Here is a 26,063-nt window from a genome sequence, read left to right on the forward strand (position 1 = left end):
AGGGCAGACGATGACGACGACCTTCGATAGATGGCCCGGCCGCACGGCAGACAGCGACTGGCACGAGACGAGCCGCCGCAACGCCCGCTCCGTACAGACCACGATCGGATGGATCTTCTGGGATCCGGGGGCCGTGGCGCGGTACGAGGCACTCGGCCTCCCGGGGCCGCTCGGATACATCGCCTCCCGAGGAGCGCCACTCGCCCCTGCCGGGCCCGAGGCGCTGACGGCCGCGTTCGGCTCCATCAGCTCGGTCGGCATCGCCCTGACCTTCGATCTTCTGAAAGGCGACGCGGCCGCCTTCCGTGATTTCTGGCAGACGCGGGACGAGGCCGTCGACGAAGGGCTGCGCCGGTACGCGCCCGGCATCGTCGACCCCCTGGTCGAGATGGGGCCGGCGCTGTGGTCCGCCGTCGACCGCCTCCCGAGGCTGGGCCGGGTGTTGTTCGGTGCGACCGTGTCCATGCCCCGTCCACAGAACCCCCTGCTGTCGGGCTGGCACGCCGTGAACGCGATCCGCGAGTGGCGCGGTGACACGCACTGGGCGCTGCTCGCGGCGGCCGGTCTGACGTCCTCGGAGGCGTCGATCGTGCACAACGAATGGCTGGGGTACGAGGACGACTGGCTGAGCAGATCCCGGGGGCAGACGGAGACGGAGATCGACGAGGGGTGGGACGGCCTGGCGCGGAAGGGACTGGCGGCGGAGCGCGGACTCCTTCCTGAGGCTCTGCGACTGCGTCAGCGCGTGGAGGACGCCACGGACGAGCTGACGGCCCTGCCATGGCGGTTGCTCGGCACCGACTTCTCCGTCAGCTTCGCGGAACGCCTGGAACCCGCCTGCGAACTCCTGCTCGCACGCGTGGACGAGACCGCGGGACCGAACTACCAGCCTGCTTCACGTGTGCGAGAGCGATACCGAAATCCCGAGGACCACGGCAGGAGTTGACGCTCCTGATATGCCTCCAGCCCACTCCCCAGTTGACCGCCGAGTCCCGAAGCCCCAGTCCATAGCCGGTTTCCCGGTGCTCCCCCGGACGGGCAACAGGAAACCCGTCGCTCCTGGCAGGTGCCCGGGACAGGCCGGTTTCGTCAGCTCGAAGTACGGCCTGCGACGACGCAGGAGGTTCTGGCGGCACACCGAGGCAGCCCTGCAGCGCCGGACCATCGGTGCCCATGCGGGCGCCTTCCGCGCGCTCGGGAAGCCAGGTCCCGCTACTTGTCCAACGTGCGGAAGTCGCTCTACGGGAAGGGGGAGCCGGCGAGAGCGTCGGCGGGTTCGAGTAGCTCCACCCGCCGGGGGACGTCGGATCCCGTTCCCCCTCCCCCGGTCAGTCCGCGGTGGGGACCGGGGTCTCCCGCTGGTCCGCCGCTGACGCCTGCGTGATGACCTCGGAGGTCCGCCGTCCACGGTCCATGACACCGCCCGTGAAGGCGAGGCCCAGACCGGCCACGGCGAGCGCCGCGCCGACCAGGTTGGGCGCGGCCCAGCCCCAGCCGGCCGAGATGACCAGGCCGCCGAGCCAGGCGCCACCCGCGTTGGCGAGGTTGAAGGCCGAGTGGTTGGAGGCCGCCGCCATCGTCGGGGCGTTCTTGGCCTTGGCCATGAGCAGCATCTGGACAGGCGTGGTGATGAGCGAGCCCATCGCGCCGATGAACGTGATCGTCACCAGGGCGGCCACAGCGCTGTGGACCGCGAAGTAGAACGTCACCAGGGCCGCGGCCAGCAGGATGAGCCCCCAGTACATCGTCGGGCGCAGCGCGCGGTCGGTGAGCGGTCCCGCGATCAGGGTGCCCAGCGTCATACCGACGCCGTACAGCGCGAGCACCCAGGTCGTCGAGGCGTCGGAGATCCCGGTCAGGTGCGTCAGCATCGGTACGAGGTAGCTGTACACGGCGAAGAAGCCACCGAAGCCCACCACGGCCGTGGCCAGGCCGATGACGACCTGCTTGTTGCCCATGGCCCGCAGCTCGTGCCGGATGCCGGACTGCTCGCCGCGCGGCTGGTGCGGCACGAAGGCGGCCAGCGCGGCCAGCGCGACGAGCCCGATGACGGCGACCGCGCCGTAGGCGGAGCGCCAGCCCAGGTGCTGGCCGAGGGCCGTGGCGGCCGGAACCCCGACGATGTTGGCGATGGTGAGTCCGAGGAACATCTTCGAGACGGCGCGTGCCGCCCTGTCCGCGGCGACCAGCCGCGAGGCGACGACGGCGCCGACACCGAACAGCGCGCCGTGCGGCAGGCCCGCCAGGAACCGGGCGGCGAAGAGCGTGCCGAAGTCGGGGGCGAGGGCCGACGCCGTGTTGCCGACCACGAACAGGCCCGTCAGGAGCAGCAGCAGCCGCTTGTGCGGGACACGCGCGCAGATGCCCGTCAGCAGCGGAGCGCCGACGACGACACCGAGCGCGTACGCCGACACGACGTTGCCCGCGTGCGGTACCGACACCCCGATCCCGTCGGCGATCTGGGGCAGTAGCCCCATAGTGGCGAACTCGGTGGTGCCGATGCCGAACGCGACGACAGCCAGGGCCAGCAGAGCCAAGGGCATGGTGCAGGAGAACCTTTCGAAGACGACGGGCCGGGACCAGGTGCGGGGCGGTGCGGTACGAACTCGTCCGCGGTTTCCCCGCCCCCTCGCGCCGGTCGTCGTGACCCGAAGCGCCCTGGAAGAGGGTGAGCCCACAGAGACGCAGCAACAGGGCGGAGGCATCCATTCCAAGATCGCCTGGCGGTGTGCGGCATCGGGGGCGGGCCCGGATCCCCTGGCTACGGTGGACGGCCCCGGCCGGCTGGCAAGGATAGCCGCCGGCGCTCCGGCACCGAGCGGGAGGGGGCACCGGCCGGACTTGCTACGGGCTGGGGGCTGCCGGACTGCCGGACTGCCGGGCCGCCGGGCCGCCGGACTGCGCGAGTAACTGGCACGACACTCCGCCGAGGCTCCGTCGAGCCCGGGCTCGTCATGGCTGACCGGCAGGTCCCCCACGCTCTGACCGGCACATTCGCTGGGCCGGCCGATGAGGGTCGGGTGCCGTTTTGGGACCACGGGGGCGCAAGTTGCGGCCGTGGAGCAGGGCGCGAACGATGGAACGGGGTTTTCCCGACGTGCCAGGGAGCCCCCTGCTGCGCGACCGGTCCGGCCGCAGGAACAGGGCACGCGCATGTGCTCGTGACTTGGGAGTGGGCATGACCGACCTTCCCCCGCCGATCACCCCGTACCTGGAGCCCGCCGCGAGGGAGCTGGCCGAGGCGACCGATCCGCACCCCCGGATCTACGAGGTCCCGCCGGAGAAGGGCCGTGACATCCTTCTCGGCCTGCAGAGCGACCCGAGCGTTCCCCGCCCGGAGGTCGACGAGGAGTGGGTCGACGTGGACGCCGGCGAGTGGGGCACGGTCCGTACCCGCGTCATCCGTCCCAAGGGAGCCTCCGGTCCGCTGCCGGTGGTGTTCTACATCCACGGCGCCGGCTGGGTCTTCGGCGACGACAAGACCCACGACCGCCTGTTCCGCCGGTGACCAACGCCGACTTCGACACCCTTCCTACCTGCAGTTCGCCGAGGGCTACTACCTCACCCGCGACGGCATGAAGTGGTTCTGGGACGCCTACACCACCGACCCCGCCCAGCGCGCCGAGCACTACGCGTCACCCCTCCAGGCCAGCCTCGACCAGTTGAAGGGGCTGCCGACCACGCTGGTCATCACCGACGAGGCCGACGTCCTGCGCGACGAGGGAGAGCAGTACGCCAACAAGCTCCGCGAGGCTGGAGCGGACGTCACCTCCGTCCGCGTCGCGGGCATGGTCCACGACTTCCTCCTGCTGGACAGCCTCCGCGACACCCGAGCCGCCGATGTCGCGCGCACGCTCGCCGTCGACGCCCTGCGGACGGCACTGCACAGCGGCTAGCACGCACGGTGGCTGCCCCCTCCGGAGACCCGGACCGGCCTTGCCGGGGCTGGGTGAGGTGGGGTGGCCGCGACGGTCCGCCGCCGACGAGGGCCGAGTCGATCGGCGCGGACGCCGCGCACAGTGCGGGCGAGCGTGACCCGAGACCTGACCTGCGGACGGTGATCTGCTGATCAGGTCTCGGGTCACGCTCGGTGGGAGGACCGGTTCACCTGCCGGCAGTACCTCGCGTCTCGGAGAGCCAGGCGCGGTAACTGCGCAGGGCACGGCGCTGCTGGCGCTGTTCGGAGATGAGGGCGACTGCCGGGTGGGTGTTGGGGGTGATCCTGCGGTTGCGGGCCATGCGGCGCATCTGGTGGCGGACCTGAGCCATGCCGGCGACGGAGGCGAGGGCCTTGTCGGACCAGGTGACCGGTCGCAGCTGGTGGTCGGCTTCGCGGCCGTCGCGCCAGCGGTCGGGCAGGTCGGGGGTGACGGCGAGGGCGGTGCCCATGCCGATGATCGCGACACCGCTTTCGAGAACCTTCTCGGCGGTCTCGCGGCGCGTGATGCCGCCGGTGAGCATCAGCGGGAGCGGACTGGACTTGACCAGATCCCTGGCCAGGTCGAGGAAGTACGCCTCACGCGCCTGGGTGCGGGAGTCGGCGGGCCGGCCGGACATCGCGGGGCTCTCGTAGCTGCCACCGGACAGTTCGACCAGGTCGACGCCGAGCGGTGCGAGCATCTCGATCACCTGGCGTGCGTCGTCGGCGTCGAAGCCGCCGCGCTGGAAGTCTGCGGAGTTGAGCTTCACCGCGACGGCGAAGGACGGGGAAACGGTGGCGCGGACGGCGCGGACGATGTCCAGCAGCATCCGGGCCCGGTTCTCCAGCGACCCACCCCACGCGTCGGTGCGCTTGTTGACCAGCGGGGACAGGAACTGCGACAGCAGATAGCCGTGTGCGGCGTGGATCTCGACACCGTCGAACCCGGCCTCCTCGGCGCGGCGGGCCGCGACCGCGTACCGGGTCACGGTGGCCTCGATCTGCTCGGCGGTCATGGCGACGGGACGGCCGAACCGGCTGCTGTGCTTGCCCAGCGAGACGGCGACGTCGGACGGGCCCCACACGACGCCGGGCATGTCGGCCTGGATCTGGCGGCCGGGATGGTTGATCTGCATCCAGATCGCCCCACCGCCGCTCTTGCCGGCCCTGGCCCACTCCGTGAACGGCTCCAGCGGCGCGTGCTCGTCCAGCACCACCCCTCCGGGGCCGGTCAGCGCCTCGGCGTGCACCATGACGTTGCCGGTGATCAGCAGCCCGGTACCACCGGAGGCCCAGCGCCGGTACAACGACAGCAGGCCCTGGTCGGGGAGCTGGCCTTCGCCTGCCATGTTCTCCTCCATGGCCGCCTTCGCTATCCGGTTGCGCAGAACCTGCCCGGAGCGCAGGGGCAGCGGCGAAAAGAGCTCGCTGGACATCGGAGATCCCCTCTTCCCTTTTGATCGTCTACGATGTATGCACCGTTCACATTAGGCGGTGAATGTTAGCGCTGCAAACATGAGGGAGTGTGAGCTGTGTCGCAAGCGGCTGCGTACCATCACGGCGATCTGCGGGCCGCCTGTCTGCGTGCCGCACGGGAGCTGCTCGAGGAGGACGGCAGCGCAGGGCTGTCGCTGAGGGCGGTGGCACGGCGAGCCGGGGTGTCCGCGACGGCTCCCTACCGCCACTACGCGGACCGGGACGCGCTCGTCTCCGCGGTCTCTGCGGAGGGCTACCGCGAGCTCGCCGCATCCCTCGCCGCGGCCCACCCTTCCCCGTCCACCCCCGACGACCTGGCCGCCGTCGCCGTCGTCTACGTGCGGTTCGCGCTCGAGCATCCCGCCCTGTTCCGGGCGATGTTCGCCGAACCCTGCGACCCGAACAACGAGGAGCGGGTCGCCGCGACCGCCGCGATCACGGAGTACGTCCAAAATATCGTCCGAGCCGCCTTCCCCGGCTCGGACGCGGAAGTTCTCTCCACCACCGTGTGGGCCCTGGTCCACGGCCTGGCGTTCCTGCACCTCGACGGAAAACTCGACACGTCCACCCCCGAAGTGGTCGCCGATCAGGTCCGCAGCGCCGTGCGCGCGCTGTTCACGGTGTCCCCGGCACTGTGCCAGACGGTGGTGGCCGACCAGGCGGGCGAGGAACCAGTCCAGCCGTAACCGGAGGGTGGGCAGTCGGCGGCGAGCGATTTCCTGACGCGGGAGGGTGGCCTGGGTGCGGTGCGGCCCTCTTACGTCAGGGGATCGCCCGGGCCCAGGATCGCCGTCGCCCATCACCTGGAGTCGAACGGCTCAGGACACGATCACTGACGACCGGTCGTACGGAGCCGGCGCAAACGTCGTGACGAGGTCGCCGCCGAAGTACCCGCAGAGCGTGAGCGGTTCGCGACCGGTCGATGAGTACAGCAGTCCTGTGTGCCTGCCTGCAGGTGCGATTCGACTCCCCGCCGGGCCGGACTGCGGCCGAGTGGAACAGCGACCCCAGCGCGGACGACTTGATGCCCCGCTCTTCATCCGGTTGGAACGCAAGGACCGGCGCACGCCACCGCCACATGCCAGGGCGGCGGCCTGGCACCGTTGATCTGGTGTCAGGCCAGCCACCCGCTCGATCCGCACCACGTCGTTCGCCGTCCTCTGAGCGGTTCCCTCGCATCGGGGCAGTGTGGGAGCCCAAAGCGGCTGAGGCATCGCATGATCACGTGGCCAGAGCTTTGGAGCCAGAAGCTGATACGGACCCGCCTCCACGACCGTGCCCGAGGCCCGCTGGGTCGTGGTCCCAGGTCGCGCCGGGTTCAGTCGCCGCTGCCCTTCTGGTCCTGGTCCTTCTTTGAGAAGGGGTGCAGGCCCAGGAGGTCCCTGGCGGCCTTTCCCCTCAGGCTGCCAGGGCTGATCAGCACGATCAGTACAAGCAGCACGTAGGAGCCTGCCACGGTGCAGGCAAGGACGAGTGCGGCACTGGCGCCGCTGCTGAGAAGTTCGTAGATGGACATCTGATGCTCGCCGAGCAGCCCCTGTTTCAAGAAGCGCCCGGGGCAGCGGCAGGGTTAGGGAGGGTGACCGGGCGCCGAGTCGGGCGTGGCCAGGACGGAGGCGCAACCTCGATGGCACATGCGGTTCATTTCAGTGGTTCCTTTGCGGGTCAGGGGGAGCTGGGGGAGACAGTGGACGGTCTGTCCGCGTTCTGCCGTGCTCACGACTCCATTACGCCTCGCCGGCGGCATCGACTCACGTCACGGAAAGTCGGGGCTTGACAAGTGCGGAGGGCGCGACAGTAGCGGTCGCGCGTCTTCCTCACCTTTCGGACCAGACAGGATGCCCCCGGTCGGGCTCGCCTCGGTCATGGCACCGATCGCGATCGGCGACCCTCGACGCCGGAAAGAAGGACGGAAGCATCCTTACGGACGCCGATCCCGGCGACTTCCTCCAGCTCACCGGTGCACTCTGGCGCGCCGCATCAGGCCCCGAGGACCGCTCACCCCGCATGCTGGCGCTCATTCTCGACGGGCCCCGCACACAGCCGCAGCGGTGAAGAGCGCAGCCGGGACTCCTCCGACGAGCGCGCTCGCGACGCCGTCCGGAGGGCACCATCCGGCAGGCTCCCTACGGCGGGCCGGCTCGGTGGCCCGTCCGAACCGTCCAGCCCGCCGTCCGAACCGTCAAGCTCCTCAGGCCCAACGGGCGGGCCCGCGGCCGCGCCAAGCCTCCCAGGCCCGGAACGCGGGGGCGAGCCGACGCCGTCACGCTCCGCCCTCCTGCAAGCTGTGCTGCCTCCGGCCTCCCTTCCCCCGGCGATCCGGGCCCCGGGGCATTGTCAGTGGTGGCAGGCAAGATGGCGGACATGACGACACCCATCGCGCTGATCGTGGATGCCGCCGCCTATGCGCAGGCGGTCGAGGAGGCGGTCAAGGCCGCGGCCGCCTACTACGCGGGCGGCACCTCATCTCTGGATGACGACACCTACGACCGGCTCGTGCGGGGTATCGCCGCGTGGGAGGCCGACCACCCCGAGCAGGTGCTGCCCGACTCGCCGACCGGTAAGGTCGCCGGCGGAGCGGCCGAGGGCGACGTGCCGCACACGGTGGCGATGCTGAGCCTGGACAACGTGTTCTCGCCGGAGCAGTTCTCCGCATGGGCGGCCTCGCTGTCCCGACGGATCGGCCATGAGACGGAGCGCTTCAGCGTCGAGCCGAAGCTCGACGGGCTGGCCGTCGCCGCCCGCTACACCGAGGGCCGGCTCGCCAGGCTGATCACGCGTGGCGACGGGACGGCCGGGGAGGACGTCTCCCACGCGATAGGCACCATCGAGGGCCTGCCGGACCGGCTGTCGGAGCCGGTCACGGTGGAGGTACGCGGTGAAGTGCTGATGACCACCGACCAGTTCGAGCAGGCCAACGAGGCGCGCACCGCACACGGCGGGCAGCCGTTCGCCAACCCGCGCAACGCGGCGGCCGGCACCCTGCGCGCCAAGGACCGCGCCTACACGGTGCCGATGACCTTCTTCGGCTACGGCCTCCTGCCGCTGCCCGACACCGACGACGCCCTGGCCGTACGTCTCACCGGCCTCGCGCACAGTGAACTGATGGCCCTGGCAGCCGAGCTGGGCGTCAACACGACCGGCACCACCTTGGTGCCCGGTGTCACCGCCGCCACCACTGACGACGTGCTCACCCGCGTCACGGAGATCGCCGCGCTGCGTGCCGAGCTGCCGTTCGGCATCGACGGCATCGTCATCAAGGCCGATCTCGCCGCCGATCAGCAGGCAGCGGGATCCGGATCGCGTGCCCCTCGGTGGGCGATCGCCTACAAGCTGCCCGCCGTCGAGAAGATCACCCGGCTTCTCGAAGTGGAGTGGAACGTGGGCCGTACCGGCATCATCGCCCCGCGCGGCGTCCTCGAACCGGTCGAGATCGACGGCTCCACCATCACCTACGCCACGCTGCACAACCCGGCCGACATCACTCGCCGTGATCTGCGCCTGGGTGACCATGTGATGGTCCACCGCGCCGGTGACGTGATTCCCCGTATCGAAGCCCCGGTCGCCCACCTGCGCACCGGCACTGAACAGCCGATCGTGTTCCCCGAGGTGTGCCCCCGATGCGGCTTCGGCATCGACACCGGTCAGGAACGCTGGCGTTGCGAGCAGGGCCGCAACTGTCATCTGGTGGCTTCCCTCTCCTACGCGGCGGGCCGCGACCAGCTCGACATCGAGGGCCTGGGCGCCACCCGCGTCGTGCAACTCGTCGAGGCCGGCCTCGTCACCGACCTCGCCGATCTGTTCGCCCTCACCCGCGAACAACTCCTGTCCCTGGAGCGGATGGGCGAGACAAGTTCCGACAACCTGCTCAACGCCCTGGCCGCAGCCAGGGCGCAGCCGCTGTCGCGGGTGCTGTGCGCGCTCGGCGTCCGCGGCACGGGCCGGTCCATGTCCCGGCGCATCGCGCGGCACTTCGCCACGATGGACGCCGTCCGCGCCGCGGACGCCGAAGCTCTGCAGCAGGTCGACGGCATCGGCCCCGAGAAGGCGCCGTCGATAGTCGCGGAACTCGCCGAGCTCGCCCCGCTGATCGACAAACTCGTCGCAGCAGGGGTGAACATGACCGAGCCCGGCGCCACTCCCCCGTCCACGCAGACCGCGGACGCGGGCGCGGGTGCCGACGGTGCCGAGACCACCGCCGCCCCAGCCGCCGGCCCGCTCGCCGGGATGACGGTCGTGGTCACCGGCGGGATGACCGGGCCGCTGGAGAAGCTCGGCCGCAATCAGATGAACGAACTCATCGAACGCGCCGGCGGTCGGTCCTCCTCGAGCGTCTCCAAGAGGACCACCCTGGTGGTCGCCGGCGAAGGCGCCGGCTCCAAGCGCACCAAAGCCGAAGACCTCGGCGTCCGTCTCGCCACCCCCGACGAGTTCGCCGTGCTCGTCGCCGACTACCTGAACTGACGCTACCGCGAGGGGCCGCTACGGTGACGGGTGCCGGGGGGCGACGCCGTCGGAACGGTCACGCCCCTCGGAGCCCTCGACCTCCGCTGAAACGTCGCCCTTCGAGGCGGTGTGCGAGGTGCAGCAGATCTGCCAGGCGCAGCACCCGTCCGTCGAAGCCGGGGAGCGGGACGTGGAGCGGCTCGGTCCATCGGGCAGGGATCGCGTCCAGCCCGTAGTACGCCCCAGCGAGACCTCCGGTCACCGCGGCGACGGTGTCCGTGTCACCGCCGAGGTCGATCGCCGCGCGTAGCGCGTCCTCGAAGCTGGTGGTGGTGCGCAGGGCCCAGACGGCGGAGCCCAGGCAGGGCCAGACGGCACCGTTGAACTCGGTCGCCTGATCGGGGTGCCAGTCGGGTGCGAGGACGGTGGCGTAGCGGCCGCGGTGGTCGGGGTGGACGAGGGCCAGGGCGACCGGCAGCGCGGTGAGAGGTTCGGTGCCCTGGAGGGCGACGCGGATGAGCTCGTGAAAGATCGCGGTGCCTTCCCAGGCCGCGCGGTCGCCGTGGGTGAGGGCAGCGATGTGGCGGGCCGCGTCCATGGTGGCTTCTTGGCCGGCGGCCGCGAAGTGGACCGCGGAGGTCGATGCCCGCATCAAGGAGCCGTTGCCCGCCGCTCGTTGATTGACCTGGAAGTGGATCGCGGCCGCACAGTCCCAGGGCATGCCGTTGGTCAGGACGTCCTCGGTCTGCAAGCCGATGTCCTTCGGTTCCGAGGCCGCCCACCGCTGGAAGCGGGTGAAGATGTCCGGCAGATCCAGTCCCTCCCGCTCCAGCAGTGACTCCGCGACCAGGACGGCCATCTGCGTGTCGTCGGTCGCCTCGCCGGGGTCCCAGCCGCCGCCTCCGCACATCTCGCCGCCGGCACCGGGAACGGGGAATCGCGCGGAGAACGCTCCCTCGGGACCGAACTCGAACGGGCCGCCCAGCGCGTCCCCCACCGCTGACCCGACGATCACGCCGGCGGCCCGCTGGATCCGCTTCATCCGCGCAGGCTATCCGTGCCGCGCCGACGCCCGCACGGCTTGGTCTCCGCCTTCAGCTCCGGCTCCGCCTTCAACCCCGGCTCCGGCTCCGGCTTCCGGACCGCGGCGGCGCACGTGTCTCGTCCGTGAAGGTGCGTCGCCCGAGACACGCCCTCACACCGCCGGATTGGGTGCCTTGCACGGGTGGAGTTGAGTACGAGAGCTCAGGCCCGGCCGGATTCTTCCTCGCATGATGTAGATCCTCATCGTCAGGACCGGGAGACCAGATGCTCAGCCGCCTCGCCCACGCCGTGATGCCGGCCGTCGGCCGACTCACCGTGACCACGGATCCCGCGGCCGTCCTGGCGCCGGGGAGCATCATCGCCGCCAACCACACCTCGTTCGCCGACCCCGCCGTCGTCCTCGCGGCGCTGCACCGGCTCGGCGCCGAGCCGGTCGTCATGGCAGCCGCGGGACTGTGGCGTACGCCCTTGCTGGGCCGCGTCCTCGCCCGTGAGGGCCACATACCCGTGCACCGCCACGATGGGCGCGCCGGTCGTTGCCTCGACCTTGCCGCGGCCGCGCTGGGAGAGGGCCGGCTGGTGCTCATCTACGGTGAGGGCGGACTGCCGTCGCGCGAGGATGCCGCCGAGACCGCGCCGAGCACTTTCCGCACCGGCCTGGCGCGGCTTGCCGAGCGCACCGGATCGCCCGTCGTCCCCGTCGGCCAGGCAGGGGCCCGCCGGATCACCTCGGGGAACGCGGCCAAGCAGCTGGCGGGCCTCGTGAGCGCGCCGTTTCGCCGCCCGGCTCTGCACGTCCACGTCGGGCAACCGATCCTCCTCGGCGGCGACCGGGCCGCGAGCACCGCGAAGGCACACAGCGCGGTGACGGCGGCCTGGCGCGCAGCGGCCGCCGAGCTGGGCGAGCCTGCCGCGCTCGCCCAGCCGCACTGATCACCGCACCGGCCCCTGCCACGACAGAGCAACGCGACCCGCGGCGCCACGACCGGACCCCGCTCGCCGGCTGCCTCCGACACAGATCGACAGGGGGGTGCCGTCACCCGGCGGGGATCGGCTGAGTGAGGTTCACCGGGTTGCCGTCGGGGTCCAGGATGTGGGCGACACGCTGTCCCCATGGCATGTCGTTGGGGCCGCCGCGGACCGAGCCGCCCAGGGCCACCACCCGGCCGAGCGTCTCGTCGACATCGTCGACACTGATGCTGAGCAGGATCCGTGGTGTCGCCCCGGCCCCCGGGTCCTCCTCCTTGGCCACCAGTCCGAGGTCGGTGTCGCCGATGCGCAGGCCGAGGTAGAAGACCGGCCCTTCCTCCGGGACCCGGAAGATCTGCTCGGCGCCGAACAGTTTCGTGTAGAAGCCGAACAGGGCGTCGTGGTCAGCGGTCAGGATCACTGGCTGAATGGTGGACATGGCACTCCTGTCGAAACGGTCGTATCGCCGGTAGACCGTCCGAGGACGGTGAACTCATCGCCGGAGGTGAACCCCGCCCCTGTCACTCACCGTGATCGTCGGGGGTGCACGGTCGCACATCTGCGCATAACGTCGCAGGTGGGGGCCAGCTACGGGAGTGGACATGAGGCGAACGAAACGCAATAAATCCTTCAGCGCGGCGGCTCGTCAGCAGGCGTCGAGGATCGCGTCCCGCATCGTGGCGACACCCGAATCCGAGTCGCCCGGGTCGGCGCCGGCACGGGATCACACCCTCCCGCACCCTCCCCCGCGGTTCACTCGAATGCGCATATCCGAGACCAACCCCTGGGCGGTCACGCTGATGTGCTTCCTCTTCCTCGGGGCTCTGGGGGTGTGTGTCCTCGGCGCCGTGCTCGCCACGTCGGTGATCCTCGACATCGTGGCTCCCGGCCAGGGGCCGACACCGTCGCAGACGCTGGTCGTCGGCACCGTGGTCATCGCGCTGGAGATCCTCCTGGGCACGGCCGTGGGCTGTCTGTACGGCTTCATGAACAACTACACCGCGCGGTTCAGCGGCGGCCTCGAAGTGACCCTGACCGACGACCTCGATGATCCGACGTCGGCGGGAACCCGGGACGCGGCAGCGCTGGACCCGCAGTGAGCCCCCGCTCCGGCTGAGGTCCACCGTGGGCGCCACTGTGACCGTCCCCGACATGCACGCGCCGACGGTTTACTCGCACCGGCCAGGGGTCACCCAGTACCGGTGCGAGAGGTGCGCGTCCGAGGGAGCGGGTCATGACGCTGGTCGCCGACAAGAAGGCCGCTGAGGCGGTTGCACAGGCCCCGGAACGGGTGGGCATCACCACCCCGGGAGCCCGTCAGGAGCTCACCCGAGTGGTCGCGCATCTGCCGGGGCGGCGCTGATGAGCGCCGCCGGCACCGGAGACGAGTCGGTGTCCTGCCGGATCGACTCGGTCGAGGTCCACGCCTTCCAGCTGCCTACCGACGGGCCGGACGGCAAGGAGGAGGACGGGACCCTGGAGTGGGACTCCACCACCATGGTCCTGGTGCGGGTGCACGCCGGCGGCCGTACGGGCCTCGGCTACACCTACGGCGATGTGTCGGTCGCCTCCTTCATAGAGTCCGAACTCGCTGACGTCGTACGTGGGCGGAGCGCCTCCTCGCCCGCCGCGCTCTGGGAACTGATGGGCCGGCAGATCCGCAACGCCGGCCGTCCCGGAGCGGGCGCCATGGCGGTGTCCGCCGTGGACGTGGCCCTGTGGGACCTCAAGGCCCGGCTGCTCGAACTGCCGCTGATCCGTCTCCTCCCGTCCTGGCACGACAGGGTGCCGGTCTACGGCAGTGGCGGCTTCACCAACTACTCCCTGGACCGCCTCACCGATCAGCTCGGCGGCTGGGTCCAACAAGGCATCCCGCGCGTCAAGCTGAAGACGTCCCGGGACCCTGAGAGCGACCCGAGGCGCCTCGCTGCCGTCCGCAAGGCCATCGGTGACGAGCCGGAGATCTTCACCGACGCCAACGGGGCACTGGGCCGCAAGCAGGCGCTGTACTGGGCGCACCGGTTCCACGAGGAGTGGGACGTGCGGTGGTTCGAGGAGCCCGTCAGCTCGGCCGACCTGGAGGGCCTGCGCATGCTCAGCGAGCGGGGGCCCGAGCGTCTGGAGATCACGGCGGGCGAATACGCCTACACGACACAGGGCTTCGTCAACCTCGTACAGGGCAGTGCCGTGGACTGCCTGCAGGCCGACGTCACCCGCTGCGGGGGCATCACCGGCCTGCTGGAGACAGCCGGCCTGTCCGCCGCCCACCACCTTGACCTGTCCGCCCACTGCGCACCGGCTCTCTCGGCCCACGCTTTCTGTGCCGTGCGCCGACTGCGGCACCTGGAGTACTTCCACGACCATGTGCGTTTCGAGAGCCTGCTGTTCGACGGCACGCTCTCCCCCGACGGCGGTGCCCTGCGGCCCGACCCCTCCCTGCCCGGTCTCGGCCTGGACATCAAATGGCCGGACGCCGAGCGCTACCGCGTGTACGGCACACCGCCCACCTGACCGGGCCGGCGAACAGGAGCCACCCCAGCCGGGTCCTCTGCTGCCTGGGACTCCTGGCTCCTGCGTAAGAGTGGCCGCGGCCCGTCCCCGCTTCGGCGTCGGCGGCCGCGGGTAGCCCTCTGTTGTCCTCCCGGACCGCGTCGTACGACGTACGGGATCGGACAGATTTTCCCCGACCGCAGCGGTGGCGAGAGGCGATGAGGAAGAGGAAACGCAGACGGCAGCCGGAGAAGGCGCGAGTGATCCGTCTCGAGCTGTGCGATCTGTGCGGGGCCACCTTCCCGGAAGACGATGTGGTGCGCCGCCACGTACCCGACTCGTCCTCGGTGAGCCGGCACAACGACTGGTTCGACGGCCTCAGGCTCGTCACGGCGTGCGGGCCGGACCACCTCGACGTCCTGCGGGAGATCTACCGGCGTCGGCCCTACACGCAGGAGGAGTTGTGGGCCGCCAAGATCACCCGCGCGCTCACCCACGGGCCGCCCGTCCTCTCCGTGGAGGAACTCGGGTGCCGTACCGGCCTGCACGAGCCGGAGATCCGACGCGCCATCGCGTGGCACAACCGCCATCGGGAGTCCCGGGCGACGCCGTGACGGGTGAGTACAGGTCACCTTTCGACGCATTCGCCGGGGAACCTTTTCGCTCGGCCCCGCCTCCTGGCATGCCGAAGCGGGCCCTCCGGAGGCCCGCCGAAGGTGAGAGGTGTTTCCCATGACATCGAGCACGACGTCGGTGGCGCCCGCGGGCGGCAGACCGCTGCCGCACGCCGAGGGCGCGAAGCACAGCCGGCTTGAGGTGCGCGACATCAGGCTGCACATCGCCGAGTACGGCAGCGGGGCGCCGGTCCTGTTGCTGCACGGCTTCCCGCAGCACTGGTTCGCCTGGCACCGGGTCGCCGTCCAGGTGGCCGCCGGCCAACGACTGATCTGCCCTGACCTGCGGGGATTCGGTTGGTCGGAGCAGACCCCGCGCGGATACGACATCGACGGCTTGGCCGACGACATGCTCGCGCTGCTGGACGTACTCGGGCTGGACCGCGTGCATCTGGTGGGGCACGACTGGGGCGCCCACGTCGGCTTCCGGCTCTGCCTGCGAGCACCGGAGCGCTTCAGCGGCTACCTGGCTCTCAACATGGCGCACCCGTGGGCCCGGCACCGGGCTGTCCTGCCGAACCTGTGGCGGCAGTGGTACACCGCCTTCGTCGAGTATCCGGTGATCGGCCGTGCCGTGCTGCGCCGCTGGCCGGCGTTCACCCGCTTCCTGCTGCGCCACCAGGTCGCCGACCGGTCGCTGTGGCAGGCCGACGAGCTCGCGGAGTTCAGCGCCGCGACCCAGGCCGGCGCGCATGCCGGGCAGGCCATGTTCTGGCAGTACGTGGTCCGGGAGATCCCGGCGCTGCTGCGCGGCAGGGGGCGCGAGCAGCGGCTGACCGTCCCGACCGTGCTGCTGGGAGGCGAGCGGGACAACGTGATACCGCCGTCCATGCTGGCCGGCGGCGAGCGCCACGCGGACGACCTCAGCGTACGGATCGTGCCGGGCGCGGGCCACTTCCTGCCCCGAGAGAGGCCCCACGTGGTCGCCGAGGCGATGAAGGAGCTGTTCGCGAGGAGGCGTTGAACGGCTAGGGGCGCAAGGCCGCCCGCCCTGCGACCTTCCGGATGAAGGCCCGCCTGCGCCGGACCCCGAAGGCGTACGCCCTCTGGATCGGCCGCAGGGCGGCGGGACGCGCCGCGCCGAGCACGGCGAAGCGCGTGCCGTCACTCTCCGGTACGGCGGCCATGCCCCCCACCACGAACCGCGACTGCATCAGGCACCAGCCGGGAGCCAGCCGCACGTCGAAAGCGCTACAGCTGCCCAGTGGTCCCACCGCCAGGGCGCGCTTGCGATCCGCGTCACCGGGCGGGACACGGAACTCGCGCAACAGGGGTACGAAGTGCGGCAGTTCACCCGCCAGATCCGAAGCGACCGCCCACACCTTCTCGTACGGCAGGTCCAGGTGCTCCTCCGCGTACAGCGTGGTGTGCAGGCCCGCGGCCATCAACCGCAGCCGGGTCACGGCGTCAACGCTCATGGCTGCCACGCCTTCCGGAAGGCCGAACGGGCGCGGTGCAGGCGGGACTTGACCGTGCCCGGCGCGACATCCAATATCTCGGCTGCGGTTCGCTCATCAAGCTCCTCAAGCTCCCGCAGGACGAGCACGGCCCGATGGTGCACGGGCATGCGTGCGAGCACGTCCCGCACCTGTGCCGACAGCTCGCCCTCACCGACACTGACGAGGCCGCTCAGGCGGGCGACTTCGCCGGGATCGACGGCCCGCTCGACGGCCGTTCGCCGCGCCACCCGCACCGCCTCGCGCACGGTCACCGTACGCACCCACCCGTAGAAGGCCTGCGGATCGCGCAGCCCCCGCATCCCGACGAAGACCGCGGTCAGCGCCTCCTGAACGGCATCCTCGGAATCCGTCAGGGCGATCGGCCGGCACAGCCGGGTCACGTACGGCGTCACCACGCTCAGCACCTCGTCCATGGCCAACGCGTCACCCGCCCGCGCCGCCCGCACCAGCCCGGCCACGGCATCCCACGGCGGCTGCGCTTCTCCCCCTGAGCCGTCCATCACCGCGGACACTACCGGTTCGTGGGTGGGTGCTTGAGGGCTTCTCCGTGGTGGGCTCCCGGTCGGGCCCGCCTCGGAAACACCTCGGAGAAGGGGCGCTCGGCGGGCTGACGTAACAGCGGGACAACCTTGTGAGTGCTTCGGAAGTCAATCCCGCGAAAGCCCTTGGGTGCCGTCCCTGTTCGTGCAGGTTCTCCTGGAGTCCACCATGCGTATGCGCCGCCGGTCCGCTTCCGTCATGGGATGTGCCCTGTTGCTCACGGTCGCGGGCAGCGGCGCGCACCACCCAACGGCCGGCCACCCGGTCGCCCGGCCCGCCGCCGGTGAGCCCGCCGAGCACCCTGACCCAGGAGACTTCAACGGCGACGGCTACGACGACTTCGTGGACGTCGTGGAATCGAAGGCGGCCGACGGCGAGCGGTACGCGGCGCATCTGCTCGTGGTCTACGGGTCGCGAGCGGGCTTGGACACGGCCACGGCACGGCGGACGCCGGCCGGCAGCGGACGGAACGCGACCTTCCTGTCGCCGCCGCTGCGTGCCGACCTGGACGGCGACGGCTTCACGGACCTGGTCGGCAGCCGTGGGGTGAGCGTGACCGACTCCGAGTCGTTCGCTCTGTTCGGCGGCGCGCACGGGCTGGGCACCGCCCGCCGGATCGGCCTGCCCGCCGGCTTTCACCCTTTGGCCGCCGCCGACTTCGACGGCGACGGCGCCGCGGACCTGCTCGACGGCGGGCACGGCGACCCCGACAGCACCGGGCGGAGCCAAGAGGGCCGGATCCTTTACGGCCCCATCGACCGGGCCGGGGCATCGGCCAGGCAGGCCGAGCTCGATCTGGGCCGCCGCGGTGTCACGCCCGCCACGGCGACCACTGGTGACTTCGACGGCGACGGCAGGGCCGAGGTGGTGCTGACGTACCCCTACGTCGCCGAGGAGGACGATGAGGAGACTGTGCCCACGGGCCTTCACTCGGTCGGCGTGTACGAGGGCAGCGAGCACGGACTCGTACGGGACGGTCGCCAGGAGGCGGCCATCGAGCACCTGGCGGCGACCCAGGACGGTGTGCGCGCCCCGGCCGCCGGCGACGCGGACGGCGACGGCCTCACCGACCTGCTGGTGCCCACTCAACTGACCGTAGCGCCGGCGGACATGCCGGGTGCGGGCGGTGCTCTGACCATCCTGTACGGAGCGAAGACCGGTCTGGGCACCGGCCGCGTGCCGACCGTGGTCGGTGGTACGCGCCCCGCCGACCGGCGCCGTGTCGACTTCGGCTCCACGCCGACCGTCGGCGACGTGAACGGGGACGGCAGACCGGATGTCGTGGTCAACACCCCGGGCTTCCGGCGCCACGACGGCAAGGTGACCCTGCTGTACGGCGGTACGGACGGAGCCCAGTCCCTGGAGGGGGAACAGGAGATCGACGCCGAGAGCGACGGACTGCCCGGAAGCCCGAACCCCTCTCACTGGAACGCCTTCGGCCACCGGCCACCGTTGCTCGACGTCAACGGCGACGCTCACGCGGACGCGGTCGTCTACGCGCCGCTGTACGAGCAGCGCAGAGGCGCATATCTCGTGCTACCGGGCACCGACGCCGGATTCGACCCCGGCCAGGCACGCCTTTTCACGCCCGACGACGTCGTCACACCCCTGCGACCGACGCTTCACCGGGAGTGAGCCCGGCTGTCCGAGCCGACCGTCGCCGTCGGCCACCGGACGTCCGCCCGGGGCGCGGCCGCGCGCCTACCGGAAGCCGAGGTACGGATCGGCGCCCACCAGCTCACCGCCGGCATCCCACAGGTGAGCGGCGACGACCGGGTCGGCCATGTGGGAGGGGACGGGCTCGAGCCGCGGTACGCCCCGGAGGCCGAAGACCCTCGGTCCCCACAACTGCCCGCCCCGCGCCTCGGGGTCGATGACGGCACGGACGACGGACCATGCTCCAGCGTCCTTGCCCTGCACCAGGAGCCGGGAAGGCAAGGCGCGCAGCCGCTCGCCGGGGGTTGTCACGCATACCGGCGGGCGGGACGGGGTGAGTGAGTCCAGTGCGCCGCCAGGGTGGGCGACCACACTGAGCACCGTGCTGCCGAGGGCACGCAGTCGGCGATCGAGTTCGAAGCCGAAGCACATCTGCGCCAGCTTCGATCGGCCGTAGGTGCGCTTGGGCCGGTAGTCCCGCGTCGACTGGAGATCGTCCAGGTCCAGTCGCTCGGATCGCGCCGCGAAGCTTCCCACGGTCACGACGCGGCCGGCCGGCGCCGCGGACAGCAGGGGGGCCAGCCACTGGGTCAGCGCGAAGTGGCCGAGGTGGTTGGTGCCGAACATCAGCTCGTGGCCGTCCTCGGTCTCCCGACGCGGCGGGTCGTCGAGCGCGACCCCCGCGTTGTGGACCACCGCGTCGAGATGGTCGAGGGCCAGCCCCTCCACGGCCGTCTTCAGGGACGACAGGTCGGCGAGGTCCAGTCGCAGGTGCCGCACGCGCGCGCCGGGGACGCGCGAGCGGATCGAGACCATGGCGGCGTCGGCCTTCGCGCGGTCCCGGCTGCCGAGGACGACGACGGCGCCGGTGGCGGCGAGCTGTTCCGCGACGAAGTAGCCGATCCCGGCATTACCCCCGGTGACCAGGACGACCCTGCCCTCGGCGCGCGGCAGCCGGTGAACGTCCCACGGCCGGTTCTGGGACGAGGAAGACGAAGACACGATGATAGGCTCCTTGCGCTCTGGGGCGGCATGCTCACGGGGGGAGCACCGACCCGCCCAAGGTCGCACCCCCCGCCGACACGACACCGACAGATCGCGCTCAGCGCCGACAGATGCCTGACACCGCTCTCCTCGACCCCGTCGCCCGCGGCCGACCATCCCGGCAAGGGCAAGCCGCGCCGGTTCACGTCCCTCAGTGGTCGGGACATCCGGCCCGCGGTCGCCCTTCCCCTGGCAGGTCCCCGGCCTCCGGCGTCCACATGCCCGGAGTCACGGCCGTCGTGCCGCCGCCCGGCGTACGTGCGGACCGGGTGCCGGCTCCTCCCTGAGCCAGTGGCCGCCCGTGCTCCATCCCAGCAGACGGCGCCCTGTACCGTCGTCCGCCTGACCGCCGGAGAGGACCTGCCGGAGTCCCGTGAGTGCGGGGCTGAGCCGTCCGGCGATGTGCCAGGGCTGCTGCGCGCATGCGCGCACCACACGCTCCAGGGCGTGCCGCTGCTGGTCGGGCGAGCACAGGGACAGGTGGAACACCATCTGCCGCCAGGCATAGGCGGCGTCCTTGATGGTGCCGAGCGGCCGCGGGTTGCGGTGGACGCGCCCGGTCAGCCGGCACACCGTGTCGAAGCACCGCAGGGCCAGGTCGTCCCAGCCCGCTCCGGGATCGATGCCGACCCGGTGGACCAGGGTGGCCAGGTTGTGGGTGGTGAGGATCTGCGCCTGCTCGATCACCGTGCCGTTCCCCGCGACCCAGGAACCGGACCGCCCCGTGCCCGGCGCGAACTGCGCCGCCCGCTGCCGGCACAGCGCGGCGAACCCGGCCGACGTACGGGCCCTCTCCGGCCGAAGGGAGGAGTCGGCCGCCTCGATGACGGCGAGGTTGCGCACCGCCGCGTAGTCGATGGCGTAGTACCGCTCGTACAGGGAGCCCCCGCCCAGGAGTTCGGCCGCGATCCGTGCGGCGGTGAGGAACTTCGGGGTGAACGTGCCCATGAAGATGTCGGCCGCGAGTTCCTCGACGAAGGGCGCGCCCAGTTCCGCCTGGCGGGTCAGCACGGCCAGCTCGCGGACGAGCGGGTTGGGCAGGATCGTCCCGGGGAAGGCGCGCACCGCGAGTCCGCCGAGCTGCCGCAGCGCCTCAACCGCCGCCTCATCCGCGCCGGAGCCGGTCCGTTCGGCCGCCACAGCCCGAACCCAAGGCAGTTCCTCGACCCGGACCTGCCGCTGAAGGTTGAGCAGCAGCAGGGAGCGGCGGTTGCGGAAGGCGCGGTAGTGGGCGGCGGCCAGTGACCGCAGAACCGGGTCGCTGTGGAGCTCGGCGGTGGTGGCGGCGACGACCTGGGGGACCAGCTCGGCCAGGACCTCCGCCGACGGTACGACGCCGCGCTCCACGAGAGTGCCGACGGGCGCGCTGAGCGCCGCCTCCACGGGCCGGCGCACGGCGGCGGGGACGACGGCGCCCGCGGGCACACCGGTCTCGTGCGCTTCCCGCTCGCTCACCGGGGCCAGGAGGGGCTCCACCTCGTCGACCCCACCGTCCCGTGGCAGGCCGGACAGACGGCCCAGTACGACTCCGGCCAGCGCGTGGTGCGAGGGCAGCGCTGCGTGGGCGGCCTGCCGTCGGCGCAGTGCGGAGTGCTCCGCGGAGCCAGGCAGCCCGCGCTTGCGGACCATGGCGGACACGGCGTGCCGCAGCAGCCCGAGCCGCCGCGGCGCGAGCTCCCCCGCGGCGACGACCTCCTCCAGCGCGCCGCGCAGGACGGCGAGGTTCTCCTTGGGCCTCAGGTGCTTGGTGCAGTACGTGTGGCGCCGGACGAGGTCGCGGTAGCGGTGCAGCAGCGCGCCGGAGCGCTGGTGCCAGAGGTCGGCGGGGCCGGGAAGGCGTATGCGGCCCTGCGGGTCTGTCACTTCCAGCCAGTGCGCCAGCAGTTCGTCACCGAAGGGCTGCCAGACGGCAAGCGCCTCGCGCTGCGTCTCGACGGCCGTGCTGGGGCAGCGGGCGGCGAGCGCCGCACGGGCGTCCGCGACGGTGGAGCGGTGCACGGCGTCGGGCGGGGGCGCGGGCCGGTCGGCCGGCCGCGGGCCGAAACGGAGCCGGTCGGCGAACGGCGCGAGTTCCTGCACCAGGTCGAGCGCGGCGTCCGGCTCCCCGGCCCGGACCAGCCAGGCGACGGTGAGCAGCGCGGCCTCCTCGGGAACGGTCACCTCGTAGCGGCCGTTGTCGAGCAGGGCGTGGAGATGCGCGAGCCCGTCCTCGGACAGGAAGTACGCGAAGAGCGCCCGCCGGTTCTCGGTCACATCGACGCGACGTGCGGTGGCGATCTCGTGTTCGAGCAGCGGGCCGCCCGCGCTCGGCTCGCCGGTGGCGAAGCCGCCCCGGACCACCTCGGGCGTGACCCACGCGGGCAGTCCGGCCACGGGCGTGCGGGAACCGATGGTCAGCAGTCCGTTGGCCATCCCGTCCAGCACCGCCCGCCACCTGCGTCCGCGTTCGGCGCCGCGTCGGCGGGTCTCCGGATCCGGGTGGGCGACGGCCGCGCGAAACGCGGCGGCCAGCTGACCGGCCGCGTATCCGGGGTTCGCCTGGGCAAGGTGCTGCTGCTCAGCGTCGTCGTTCATAGCCGACGTGGCGGGTCCCGCCCCCGCGCCCTCCGGGTGTAGAGCCCGGTGCTCTGCTGCTGAGCTACACGTCGATGAGCCGACAGTAGGCGGCGACGGTACGCCCCCACAAAGTGTTTTCGGCATCGGCCACCGTCATGCCCTGGTAGCGGCGGAACACCCTGACGTGCCGTCAGGGGTATGTCCGGGTCGAGGTGGGGGGAGTCACCGATGTGGCCGGTGCGTCAGGGGCGGCACGCTGATGACATGTCGGAAACCACCGCCGCTCGCCGCGGTCCCTCACTCCTCCGCCGTCTCGTCGCCCCCGCCACCGCTGCCGCACTCCTGGCGGGCGCGGCCGGGGTCTGGGCAGCGGGTGCCGCCCACGCCGCGCCGGCAGACACCCCGTCCGCCACTGATTACACCGACTGCCCGGCGCTTCCCGAGGGCGTGGATCCGGCACGCTGGAGATGCGAGGTGCACACGGCGGCGCCGAAGCTGGCCATGGGCAAGATCACGCTGGCGCTCGCACCGATCACCATGACGCACGCCGAAGGCCCCCTTCCGGACGGCACCGACGGAGGGGTGTGGGGCGCGATGCACAGTGCGCCGACCGCCGTACCAGGTGGCCTGACCGGCACACCGACGGGTGCGCACTCCCCGATCACCGGCCTTGCGATACAGCCCGAGTACGGCGGACGCTCGGACTTCTACACCGGCCGGCTCAGCCTGCGCTTCCGTCTGCTGAGCCCGCTGCTGCCGCGGACCTGCACCATCGGAGCCGGCGAGCCGGTCGACTTCCAGGTGAAGCGCTCGGGGCCCTCGAAGTGGGTCTCCCAGGACCCACCGGTGATCGAGTTCTCGGCGTACGACGACACCTTCAGCGCGCCCGCTCCCGAACGCTGCGGACCGCTGACAGGCTTCCTCGGCAGACGCCTCGGCCTGCCGGCGGCCACCGGCAACTTGCTGTCCTACGACGCCTCGTACACCTTCAGGACCTACGACCGGCTTCCGTAGGCATCCGCCGCGGCACACTCGACGGCGTAAGCGGCAGGTCGGATTCGCTCCATGCCCGCTGGCGGCAGGGGCACGACGGCGTGGCTCAGCGCAGGACGCGAGGCAGTGGCGTGGGCGCCGGACGGTCGGCCGAGCCTCCAGGCTAACGAGGCGGTCCTGGATTCTGGCGGCGGCGTACAGCCGGACGGGGCGGCTGCGTCAGATGGGCGTCAGCGATGCGTCAGGGGAGCCTGGCAGTGTTCTCCATGTGAACGGGCCGCCCGCAGGGGCGGATCGGGAGCGAGGAGAGGTGCCCGGAGTGGTTGATCGGGGACCAACGAGCACAGCTCACGGTCGGGCCCCCTTGGGGCCCACGCAGGTTCGAATCCTGCCCTCTCCGCCATGAGGAACACGCCTGGGTCGTCGGCCCCGGTCGGCCCCGGCTGCCGGTGCCGACCCGCTCCCCCCGCGTGTCGGCGCCACTCCCCCGCCAGCGGCACCGGAACCGGCACCTGCGCCCCGCTGCCGGCGGCCGGCCCGCTCGAGGGCCGGCCGGTCGCTGCCGCCGGACTCAGGCGACCGTCAGGACGATCTTCCCGGTGGTGCGGCCCTGCTCGCCGATCTCGTGGGCCTTCGCCGCCTCGGCCAGCGGCAGGACCGTGTCGACGACCGGCTTCAGCGCGCCCCGCTCGACCAGGGCGGCGATCTCACGCAGGCCCAGGTGGTCGGGTTCGACCAGCATCCAGACCGCACGGACGCCTTCCGGGGCGGCGGGGACGTCGTCGGGGCCGGGCAGGGTGATCAGCCGGCCACCCGCCTTGAGGATCTTCAGGGACCGCTCGGCGTTCTGACCGCCGAGGCCGTCCAGCACCACGTCGACGTCGCCCACCACGTCCTCGAACCGCACCGCGCGGTAGTCGATCACCTCGTCGGCGCCCAGCTCCTTCACCAGGTCGTGCTTGCCCGCGCTGGCCGTGCCGATCACGTACGCACCGCGGGCCTTCGCGATCTGTACCGCCAGGTGGCCGACCCCGCCGGCCGCCGCGTGCACCAGCACCCGCTCACCGGGGCGCACCCCGGCGGTGTCCACCAGGGCCTGCCAGGCGGTGAGGGCGGCCAGCGGCAGGGCCGCCGCCTCCACGTGCGTGAGTCCCGTCGGCTTCGGCGCGAAGTGGCGGGCCGGTGCGACGACGTACTCGGCGTAGCCGCCCGCCTGGCGCGGGAACAGCGGCATGCCGAAGACCTCGTCGCCGGGACGGTACAGGCTCACCCCGGGGCCGACGGCCTCGACGGTGCCGGAGACGTCCCAGCCGACCGCGGGGACGGTGCCCCAGTCGATCAGTGCCCCACTGGCGCGGGTCTTCCAGTCCACGGGGTTCACTCCGGCCGCGTGCACTCGTACCAGGACCTCGTTGAAGCCCGGCTCGGGGCGTTCGACGTCCTTCTCGATGAGGGTCTCGGGTCCGCCCCACTGCTCCACGATCACCGCGCGCATGCTGTCTGCCTCGTCTTTCTTCGGGATCGGCTCGGATCGGCCCGGAGCCGATGCCGCCGGTTCGGTTCGGTCGCCGCCACAGCGCTTTCCGTGGCGACGCAGTCAACGATCGGGCACCGCGGCCGCCCGTGGTGTTGGCCGTCTGGCCACCATGTGACAGGATCTGGCCATGAGCGGAATGCGGGAGACAGACATCGGCGACGGGTGGGAGCGGCAGGACGGCCCACGGCCGTCGTGCTCGCCCGAGCGGGTCGAAGGGGCGCCGGGTCGGGCGTCGCGCGGGGCGCGGCGGCGGCACCGGATCGCCGTGCTCGCCCTGCCCGGCGTGCCGCCCTTCGAGCTCGGGATCCCTTCCCGCGTGTTCGGCAGCGTCGCGGACGCCGAGGGCCGCCCGCTCTACGACGTGACCGTCTGCACCGCCGACGGCGCGCCCGTGCTCAGCGACGCCGGGTTCAGTGTGCAGCCCGCGGCCGGTCCCGAGGCGCTGGCCGCCGCGGACACCGTGATCGTGCCGCCCACGCACGCCATGCCGGAGCTGGGCCGTGGCGGCCCACTGCCGCCGGCGGTCACCGCCGCCATCGCCGGTATCCGCCCCGGCACGCGGCTGGTGTCCATCTGCACCGGCTCCTACGTCCTGGCCGCCGCCGGGCTGCTCGACGGCCGTCCCGCCACCACCCACTGGAACCTGGCCCCGGAGTTCCGCCGCGCCTATCCGCGCGTCAAGGTCGACGAGGACGTCCTGTTCGTGGACGACGGCGACGTGCTGACCTCCGCGGGCGTGGCCGCCGGCGTCGACCTGTGCCTGCACATGATCCGCCGCGACCACGGAGCGGCCGCCGCCAACCGGGCCGCCCGCATGTGCGTCGTCCCGCCGTGGCGGGACGGAGGGCAGGCCCAGTACATCGACCGCCCGGTCCCGGAGCCCACCGTCGCCAGCACCACCGCCACCCGGGCCTGGGCTCTGGAGCACCTCGGCGAGCCACTGACCCTCACCCAGCTCGCGGAACACGCCCGGATGAGTCTGCGCTCCTTCACCCGCCGGTTCCGTGACGAGGTGGGCATGACCCCCGTGCAGTGGCTCACCGCTCAACGCCTGGAACTGGCCAAGCAGTTGCTGGAGACCAGCGACCTGCCCATCGACCTGGTCGCGCACCGGGCCGGCTTCGGCTCCGCGAACTCACTGCGCGCCCACATGCGCACCGCCTTCGGCGTCTCCCCCGCCGCCTACCGCCGCACCTTCAGCCCCCACGACGTGGCCCCCGCCGGTCCATGAACGGCACACAACACCATCGGCGACGAAA

Annotated in this window: 22 protein-coding genes and 2 pseudogenes; 14 read left to right on the top strand and 10 right to left on the bottom strand. The window is 71.7% G+C overall.

Features of this window, described 5'->3' with window-relative positions; translation table 11 throughout:
* Positions 1-10 precede the first annotated feature (10 nt).
* On the top strand, positions 11-946 hold the full coding sequence (locus PV343_RS04740) for an SCO6745 family protein (RefSeq protein ID WP_319145482.1): 936 nt from the start codon (positions 11-13) through the stop codon (positions 944-946).
* A gap of 382 nt (positions 947-1,328) precedes the next feature.
* Here the strand turns inward: PV343_RS04740 and PV343_RS04745 are convergent, their stop codons facing one another.
* Positions 1,329-2,543 (bottom strand): MFS transporter, encoded by a 1,215-nt coding sequence (locus PV343_RS04745; protein ID WP_319145483.1) that lies wholly within the window; start codon positions 2,541-2,543, stop codon positions 1,329-1,331.
* A gap of 635 nt (positions 2,544-3,178) precedes the next feature.
* Here PV343_RS04745 and PV343_RS04750 point away from each other — a divergent pair.
* A pseudogene (locus tag PV343_RS04750) lies at positions 3,179-3,896 on the top strand (alpha/beta hydrolase fold domain-containing protein).
* 208 nt (positions 3,897-4,104) lie between these two features.
* Here PV343_RS04750 and PV343_RS04755 read toward each other — a convergent pair.
* Positions 4,105-5,355: an NADH:flavin oxidoreductase/NADH oxidase family protein gene (locus PV343_RS04755; RefSeq protein ID WP_319145484.1), complete on the bottom strand. Its 1,251-nt coding sequence runs from the start codon at positions 5,353-5,355 to the stop codon at positions 4,105-4,107.
* A gap of 96 nt (positions 5,356-5,451) precedes the next feature.
* On the opposite strand from PV343_RS04755, the gene PV343_RS04760 reads away from it, so the two are divergent.
* Positions 5,452-6,081 (top strand): TetR/AcrR family transcriptional regulator, encoded by a 630-nt coding sequence (locus PV343_RS04760; protein WP_319145485.1) that lies wholly within the window; start codon positions 5,452-5,454, stop codon positions 6,079-6,081.
* 632 nt (positions 6,082-6,713) lie between these two features.
* Here PV343_RS04760 and PV343_RS04765 read toward each other — a convergent pair.
* Entirely contained in the window at positions 6,714-6,911 is a 198-nt protein-coding gene (locus tag PV343_RS04765) for a hypothetical protein (protein WP_319145486.1), read from the bottom strand.
* 848 nt (positions 6,912-7,759) lie between these two features.
* Here PV343_RS04765 and ligA point away from each other — a divergent pair.
* Positions 7,760-9,859 carry an NAD-dependent DNA ligase LigA gene (gene ligA / locus PV343_RS04770; protein ID WP_319145487.1) on the top strand — a complete coding sequence of 700 codons (2,100 nt, stop codon included), beginning with the start codon at positions 7,760-7,762 and terminating at the stop codon, positions 9,857-9,859.
* A gap of 58 nt (positions 9,860-9,917) precedes the next feature.
* On the opposite strand, the gene PV343_RS04775 is transcribed toward ligA, so the two are convergent.
* A complete protein-coding gene (locus tag PV343_RS04775) occupies positions 9,918-10,883 on the bottom strand; it encodes an ADP-ribosylglycohydrolase family protein (protein ID WP_319145488.1) in 966 nt (321 codons plus the stop codon).
* A 266-nt stretch (positions 10,884-11,149) separates the two neighbouring features.
* Between PV343_RS04775 and PV343_RS04780 the strand changes: the two genes are divergently transcribed.
* Positions 11,150-11,818 (top strand): lysophospholipid acyltransferase family protein, encoded by a 669-nt coding sequence (locus PV343_RS04780; protein ID WP_319145489.1) that lies wholly within the window; start codon positions 11,150-11,152, stop codon positions 11,816-11,818.
* A 103-nt stretch (positions 11,819-11,921) separates the two neighbouring features.
* Here PV343_RS04780 and PV343_RS04785 read toward each other — a convergent pair whose 3' ends face one another.
* Positions 11,922-12,293: a VOC family protein gene (locus PV343_RS04785; protein ID WP_319145490.1), complete on the bottom strand. Its 372-nt coding sequence runs from the start codon at positions 12,291-12,293 to the stop codon at positions 11,922-11,924.
* Positions 12,294-12,615: 322 nt separating this feature from the next.
* Here PV343_RS04785 and PV343_RS04790 point away from each other — a divergent pair, with 322 nt between their 5' ends.
* The 5 genes from PV343_RS04790 (at position 12,616) to PV343_RS04810 (ending at position 15,982) form a co-directional block, all read left to right on the top strand.
* Complete coding sequence (locus PV343_RS04790) at positions 12,616-12,954, top strand: DUF3566 domain-containing protein (protein WP_319145491.1); 339 nt, start codon at positions 12,616-12,618, stop codon at positions 12,952-12,954.
* 134 nt (positions 12,955-13,088) lie between these two features.
* Entirely contained in the window at positions 13,089-13,217 is a 129-nt protein-coding gene (locus PV343_RS04795) for a hypothetical protein (protein WP_319145492.1), read from the top strand.
* Positions 13,217-14,365 carry an enolase C-terminal domain-like protein gene (locus PV343_RS04800; RefSeq protein WP_319145493.1) on the top strand — a complete coding sequence of 383 codons (1,149 nt, stop codon included), beginning with the start codon at positions 13,217-13,219 and terminating at the stop codon, positions 14,363-14,365. The genes PV343_RS04795 and PV343_RS04800 overlap by 1 nt, the downstream gene beginning before the upstream one ends.
* Positions 14,366-14,562: 197 nt before the next feature.
* Complete coding sequence (locus tag PV343_RS04805; protein WP_319145494.1) at positions 14,563-14,958, top strand: hypothetical protein; 396 nt, start codon at positions 14,563-14,565, stop codon at positions 14,956-14,958.
* Positions 14,959-15,076: 118 nt separating this feature from the next.
* On the top strand, positions 15,077-15,982 hold the full coding sequence (locus PV343_RS04810) for an alpha/beta hydrolase (protein ID WP_319145495.1): 906 nt from the start codon (positions 15,077-15,079) through the stop codon (positions 15,980-15,982).
* Between the two features lie 4 nt (positions 15,983-15,986).
* On the opposite strand, the gene PV343_RS04815 is transcribed toward PV343_RS04810, so the two are convergent.
* Complete coding sequence (locus tag PV343_RS04815) at positions 15,987-16,436, bottom strand: hypothetical protein (RefSeq protein WP_319145496.1); 450 nt, start codon at positions 16,434-16,436, stop codon at positions 15,987-15,989.
* Positions 16,433-16,990 (bottom strand): RNA polymerase sigma factor, encoded by a 558-nt coding sequence (locus tag PV343_RS04820; protein ID WP_319145497.1) that lies wholly within the window; start codon positions 16,988-16,990, stop codon positions 16,433-16,435. The genes PV343_RS04815 and PV343_RS04820 overlap by 4 nt, the downstream gene beginning before the upstream one ends.
* A gap of 226 nt (positions 16,991-17,216) precedes the next feature.
* On the opposite strand from PV343_RS04820, the gene PV343_RS04825 reads away from it, so the two are divergent.
* Positions 17,217-18,653: an FG-GAP and VCBS repeat-containing protein gene (locus tag PV343_RS04825; protein WP_319145498.1), complete on the top strand. Its 1,437-nt coding sequence runs from the start codon at positions 17,217-17,219 to the stop codon at positions 18,651-18,653.
* A gap of 66 nt (positions 18,654-18,719) precedes the next feature.
* Here the strand turns inward: PV343_RS04825 and PV343_RS04830 are convergent, their stop codons facing one another.
* Positions 18,720-19,676, bottom strand: a complete 957-nt coding sequence (locus tag PV343_RS04830) for an SDR family NAD(P)-dependent oxidoreductase (protein ID WP_319145499.1) — start codon at positions 19,674-19,676, stop codon at positions 18,720-18,722.
* A 270-nt stretch (positions 19,677-19,946) separates the two neighbouring features.
* Positions 19,947-22,292 (bottom strand): hypothetical protein, encoded by a 2,346-nt coding sequence (locus tag PV343_RS04835; RefSeq protein WP_319145500.1) that lies wholly within the window; start codon positions 22,290-22,292, stop codon positions 19,947-19,949.
* Positions 22,293-22,538: 246 nt separating this feature from the next.
* Between PV343_RS04835 and PV343_RS04840 the strand changes: the two genes are divergently transcribed.
* Positions 22,539-23,288: a hypothetical protein gene (locus PV343_RS04840; protein ID WP_319145501.1), complete on the top strand. Its 750-nt coding sequence runs from the start codon at positions 22,539-22,541 to the stop codon at positions 23,286-23,288.
* Between the two features lie 283 nt (positions 23,289-23,571).
* A pseudogene (locus PV343_RS04845) lies at positions 23,572-23,670 on the top strand.
* 168 nt (positions 23,671-23,838) lie between these two features.
* Here PV343_RS04845 and PV343_RS04850 read toward each other — a convergent pair.
* Positions 23,839-24,762, bottom strand: coding sequence for an NADP-dependent oxidoreductase (locus tag PV343_RS04850; RefSeq protein ID WP_319145502.1), 924 nt, complete (start codon positions 24,760-24,762; stop codon positions 23,839-23,841).
* Positions 24,763-24,931: 169 nt separating this feature from the next.
* On the opposite strand from PV343_RS04850, the gene PV343_RS04855 reads away from it, so the two are divergent.
* Entirely contained in the window at positions 24,932-26,035 is a 1,104-nt protein-coding gene (locus tag PV343_RS04855; protein ID WP_319145503.1) for a GlxA family transcriptional regulator, read from the top strand.
* Positions 26,036-26,063: the final 28 nt, after the last annotated feature.

The organism is Streptomyces sp. WI03-4A (genome assembly GCF_033792105.1).
Lineage (GTDB): Bacteria > Actinomycetota > Actinomycetes > Streptomycetales > Streptomycetaceae > Streptomyces > Streptomyces collinus_A.